The sequence below is a fragment of the Paenibacillus motobuensis genome (genome assembly GCF_039521865.1).
GTDB lineage: Bacteria > Bacillota > Bacilli > Paenibacillales > Paenibacillaceae > Fontibacillus > Fontibacillus motobuensis.
The window spans coordinates 1-4,499 of record NZ_BAAACX010000001.1 but is presented as its reverse complement, the minus strand read 5'-3'; the positions used below and the strand labels follow the sequence as shown (position 1 = coordinate 4,499).

Sequence of the window (4,499 nt, the reverse complement as noted above, 5' to 3'; positions counted from 1 at the left end):
GCAGGCCGTCGCTAAAATGTACGATGAGGCAGCCGAGAAGCTGGCGGCGGTCTATCGCAAATGGGAATACGGCGCGGTTGAGGTCGAATACGAAGAAGCTGCGGAAGAGGAGGTCGCGTAGTATGAGCGGAGAACAAACATACATCGAACTAACGCGCTCCGCAATCGAAGCAATCGAATCCGCGCTCCGAACGCAGTTTAAAGCGGATAATTCCGCGCCTATTCCGCTAACATACCGCGACCGCACGTATAATCTCCGCAACAGGTCGGCGCGCATTCTCGTAGCCGCTGCGATATCCGACGACTACGTGCGCGAACATGGCGAGTTTAATCAGCAGGCACTCGACGCGTGGTACGAAAAAGGCGAACAGGGGCAGCGGCCGAGCCCGGTTTCCGTAGATACCGCGCTACTCGATCGCTTGACTGACGCTCTCCTCCACGAGGAACTAACGGACGAGCGGCCGGATAAGATGACGCTAGAAGAGTACCCGATAATGTCCGAGCACCAAGAGGAGCGTCGCCGCGATAACGAATATGCCGACGTACTTGCGGAGTCCTACGATTCAAGCGGAAAGAATCGCGCCGAGCCTGTACGCCGCATCAGAATAGCTAGAGAGCGTTATTTTGTGGATCAACTCGCGAGCCGACAGAATCGCGAAAGAAATGCACAGTATCGACGAGACACATCGCCAGGACTGGTCACGGAGGGAGCGGGTACGTCGTTCGAACAGTGCTCTGGGATCGCGGAAAAGTGGCGGTCGTTCACCGGGCGAGGAGAAGTCGTAGAGGAGAAACCGGCGCTATTGCCGCATAAATAACGAAAAGAGCGCCGTGCTTAACTGCGGCGCCTTTCTCTGTTTATTCCGTATCCATTCCGAGTTCTACGATATCCGCCACGCGAAACCATTCGCCATCGACCATAAAGCGGCGGTTCAACGTATCCAGGCGCTCGATTATCCCGATGACACGCACGTCGTCAAACGGATCAAACATGCGCAGATTAACCGGCGTTTTCGTGCGGTGCGTCTCGGCAAGAAAGCGCCCAATCTGTTCCGCGAACTGTTCGTCAAATATCGGACGTTCCCGTCTTTTCTCCTCGTGTAGTGCGCGTAACATGGCTTCACGATGCTCCGGTAAAATCATGCGCGATGACGTCCACATCATATTTGAGCCTTCCGTTAATTTGTTCGGCTTCATTTCCGATCACCTCTGCGGAATATTATACACCGAACAAACGTTCCTATTCAACTGTAAATAATTCGCCAGGTCCGCAGTTAAAATACGTACATAATCGCATCAGTAAATCACGCGGATAACGTTCAAGCTCATCGTTATACATCAAGCGGACGGTCTCGAAACGGTAATCAATAGCGCGGGAAATCTCCCGGATTGTGACGTTGCGTTCGTCCGCCAGCGCTTTTAAATTAGAGCGTAATTTCATCGGAACACCTCCGTTACTAATGTTAATATATAATGACTCGAAAAAAGTGTCAAATAATTATTGACACGTTAAGAGTGTCATGCTATTATAAAGATGCGGATGACACGTTAACGGTGTCGGAAACAGATTGGAGGGTAGAACATGAGAGATTGGGTAACGCTCCTCACGGCAATAACCAACTTGATCACAGCAATCATCATACTTAGTACAAAGCGTGAGGACAACAAAAAAGGAACCAAACGCAAGCCGGGCGGCAAACGAAAATAGGTTCCATTGGAGAGGGTTAGCGCCCCTCTCCTCCCAATCTTAACATAAACGGTTTGACGTATACAATATGGCGGCGGCCTTACGTGGGGAGGGTAATCAATGAAGAGATTAACGAAAAGGCAAGTCATAGATGAGTTTATCCAAGTCATCAAGGATTATGATAGCATCGATGAAGAACTATTTCGGTTAGTTGATGAGGGGAAAATAAATAGCGGTTGTCTGTTAGTTCGGCTCTCACATAATACTATGCCCTATCGTTGGCTCTATGGGGATCACTTACGTAAAGGATGGCCTTGTAGGTTGTACGGCACAGCAAGGGACAAGACAAGGCTGTCTCTGTATCAGATTTACTTGAACGATATGAAAAAAGAGCTTGAACGGGCGAGGGACTTTATCAGCCGTCCGCAACATGGGTGGAAAGGTCACACCGAATAGATAAGGGGCTCCGGCTCCTCTAAGGAGGAATAACGATGAAAAATAAAGTAACCACCTATAAAGGCTTCAAGATTATAGAGGACATAGATTACATCACGGAGAAGCCGATATTTAAGGTATACACGAAAGAGGAATGGGCGAGCAGCGCAGTATTTCGCAGTTTCGAATGGGAAGCATGCAGTATGAAAGAAGCTACGGATTTCGTCGATTTATACAAACAAGGCATTGTTGTTACAATTGATAATTTTATGGATTACTCTGAGGTAACAGGGTTTAGATTTTTTAGTGGGGAGGAATAAAACGTGGAAACAGTAACGACTATTATCGCCTTTGCAGCGCTAGCCTTATCTGTTGTGGCGCTAGTTCGGACTATTAAACGTAAATGAAACGGACACTAAAGCCCGCGCCGATCCTGCGGTTAGCGGGCGTTCTTTATTTACGCGCCCTCAACGGTTAAAATAACGGTATTAACTTTTGAGGAGATTTAATATGTGCGGAAGATTTACGATAACGGCTCCGATAGAGGATATTACGGTGTGGTACGCAATCGATAAGAATCCGAATATAAACTATAAACCGATATATAACGCGGCTCCGATGCAGCGCATCCCGGCGATTGTTCGCGGGAACGACGGAAACAGGCTCGGGGAGCTACGTTGGGGGCTTGTACCCTCCTGGGCTAAAGACGATAAGATCGGCAGCAAGATGATCAATGCCCGTGCTGAAACGATCACGGAAAAGCCGTCGTTTAATCGGCTTCTGGCGTCCAAACGTTGTATTATCCCGGCCGATGGGTTTTATGAGTGGCAGCAACGGAACGGATCGAAGCAACCGTATAGAATTCTGATGAAGGATGAGAGTCTCTTTTCCTTCGCTGGACTTTATGATACTTGGAGAGACCAAAGCGGTAATAAAATATCGACCTGCACCATAATAACAACGGAACCAAATAGTCTTATGGCGAATATTCACAACCGTATGCCGGTTATCCTGCCTCGTGAATGTGAATCTGAATGGCTTGATCGCGGGAATACGGATGTATCATCGCTACTGGAACTGTTACGCCCATATGATGCGGATAAGATGCGTGCCTATCCGGTATCGCCCGCAGTCGGTAACGTACGGAACAATTCCCCAGAGCTTTTAAAAGAAATATTCAGCTAATGATCATAAAGAGGTACGGCGCAAATTTAGACTACTCGGGATCAAGGTATATGAAGAGACGCGCACGGCTGGATAAAACAAGACCACTTAGGATTATTCCTTTGTGGTCTTTTTCGCATCTTCAATTGAACGATCCTTTATAAGTTTATCTTTCACAACATTAAATCACATATATAGACATTATTGTTTAGACAATCCATGGATTTATTTGTATTCTTAGCTTTGTAAATAAAACATAAGGAGAATACATATGAAAAAATTATTATTACCGCTGTTCCTTACTATCCTATTAACATTATCTCTTGTTCCAACTTCCTATGCAGCAAATGAAACTGAAGACATCATTTCTTATTTAAGTGGTAAAACTATAAAAACTGGGTCAAGCTCAACAAACTATTTGGGGTCAACTACAGCAGTAACAGATGGTGATTATCAAACATGGCATAATATTAAAGCTGGAGTTAGTAACACCGCTATTCCAGACTACCTGATATATGAATTTGAGACTCCCGTCAGTATAAACGCTTTTAAGATTTTCATTAAGGATTACGACAATCAAGTTTTCACATATAGATTACTTGATAGTAAAGAGAACGTTATCTATTCTGTAGAAGGCGAAATCATCCCAGGAGATGCTGGTATCTATTCTCTACCTACAACCTATGATAATGTAAAAAAAGTTGTTTTATTTAATAGAAGTACAGTTAACTTAGATGTTATTGAATGGGATATGTATTTAAAACAAACGATTACAGAGCCAGAACCTGAGCCAAACGGTGATCGCGCAATTCTCACGATCATCATGACAACTGGTTTACAAAAAGAATTTGACCTTTCGATGCGAGAAGTGAACGACTTCATAGACTGGTATGATACTAAAGAGAATGGAATAGGCCCTGCTCACTACGGAATAAACAAACATTATAACAATAAAGGACCATTTAGCAAAAGAGTTGACTATGTAGTATTCAAGAACATTCTATCGTTTGAAGTAAGTGAGTATAGTACAGCTACCTCAGCTACTTATCTGCATTAAAAATAAAGGAGCCCACCAACCAATTAAGGTATTTTTAAGTACCACAACTTACCGCCTCTCTATCACTTAGCTAAAAGCTATAATTGATAGAGAGGTGTTTTTATGTTTATTAGCCCGATGTTACTTGCAACAGCACCTGGTCCGTTTTCGGATCCG

Annotated in this window: 8 protein-coding genes; 6 read left to right on the top strand and 2 right to left on the bottom strand. The window is 44.8% G+C overall.

Annotation, left to right across the window (positions count from 1 at the left end; genetic code table 11):
- Positions 1–494 precede the first annotated feature (494 nt).
- Entirely contained in the window at positions 495–818 is a 324-nt protein-coding gene (locus tag ABD014_RS00040; protein ID WP_343855716.1) for a hypothetical protein, read from the top strand.
- Positions 819–858: 40 nt separating this feature from the next.
- Here the strand turns inward: ABD014_RS00040 and ABD014_RS00035 are convergent, their stop codons facing one another.
- Positions 859–1,143 (bottom strand): YolD-like family protein, encoded by a 285-nt coding sequence (locus ABD014_RS00035; RefSeq protein WP_343855729.1) that lies wholly within the window; start codon positions 1,141–1,143, stop codon positions 859–861.
- Positions 1,144–1,240: 97 nt separating this feature from the next.
- Positions 1,241–1,441 (bottom strand): helix-turn-helix domain-containing protein, encoded by a 201-nt coding sequence (locus ABD014_RS00030; RefSeq protein ID WP_343855714.1) that lies wholly within the window; start codon positions 1,439–1,441, stop codon positions 1,241–1,243.
- Between the two features lie 141 nt (positions 1,442–1,582).
- Between ABD014_RS00030 and ABD014_RS00025 the strand changes: the two genes are divergently transcribed.
- The 5 genes from ABD014_RS00025 (at position 1,583) to ABD014_RS00005 (ending at position 4,343) form a co-directional block, all read left to right on the top strand.
- Positions 1,583–1,708, top strand: coding sequence for a hypothetical protein (locus ABD014_RS00025; RefSeq protein WP_343855711.1), 126 nt, complete (start codon positions 1,583–1,585; stop codon positions 1,706–1,708).
- A gap of 99 nt (positions 1,709–1,807) precedes the next feature.
- Complete coding sequence (locus tag ABD014_RS00020; RefSeq protein ID WP_343855708.1) at positions 1,808–2,143, top strand: hypothetical protein; 336 nt, start codon at positions 1,808–1,810, stop codon at positions 2,141–2,143.
- Between the two features lie 35 nt (positions 2,144–2,178).
- Positions 2,179–2,442 (top strand): hypothetical protein, encoded by a 264-nt coding sequence (locus ABD014_RS00015; protein WP_343855704.1) that lies wholly within the window; start codon positions 2,179–2,181, stop codon positions 2,440–2,442.
- A 190-nt stretch (positions 2,443–2,632) separates the two neighbouring features.
- Positions 2,633–3,307 (top strand): SOS response-associated peptidase, encoded by a 675-nt coding sequence (locus tag ABD014_RS00010; RefSeq protein WP_343855700.1) that lies wholly within the window; start codon positions 2,633–2,635, stop codon positions 3,305–3,307.
- A 250-nt stretch (positions 3,308–3,557) separates the two neighbouring features.
- Positions 3,558–4,343: a hypothetical protein gene (locus ABD014_RS00005; protein WP_343855695.1), complete on the top strand. Its 786-nt coding sequence runs from the start codon at positions 3,558–3,560 to the stop codon at positions 4,341–4,343.
- Positions 4,344–4,499 lie beyond the last annotated feature (156 nt).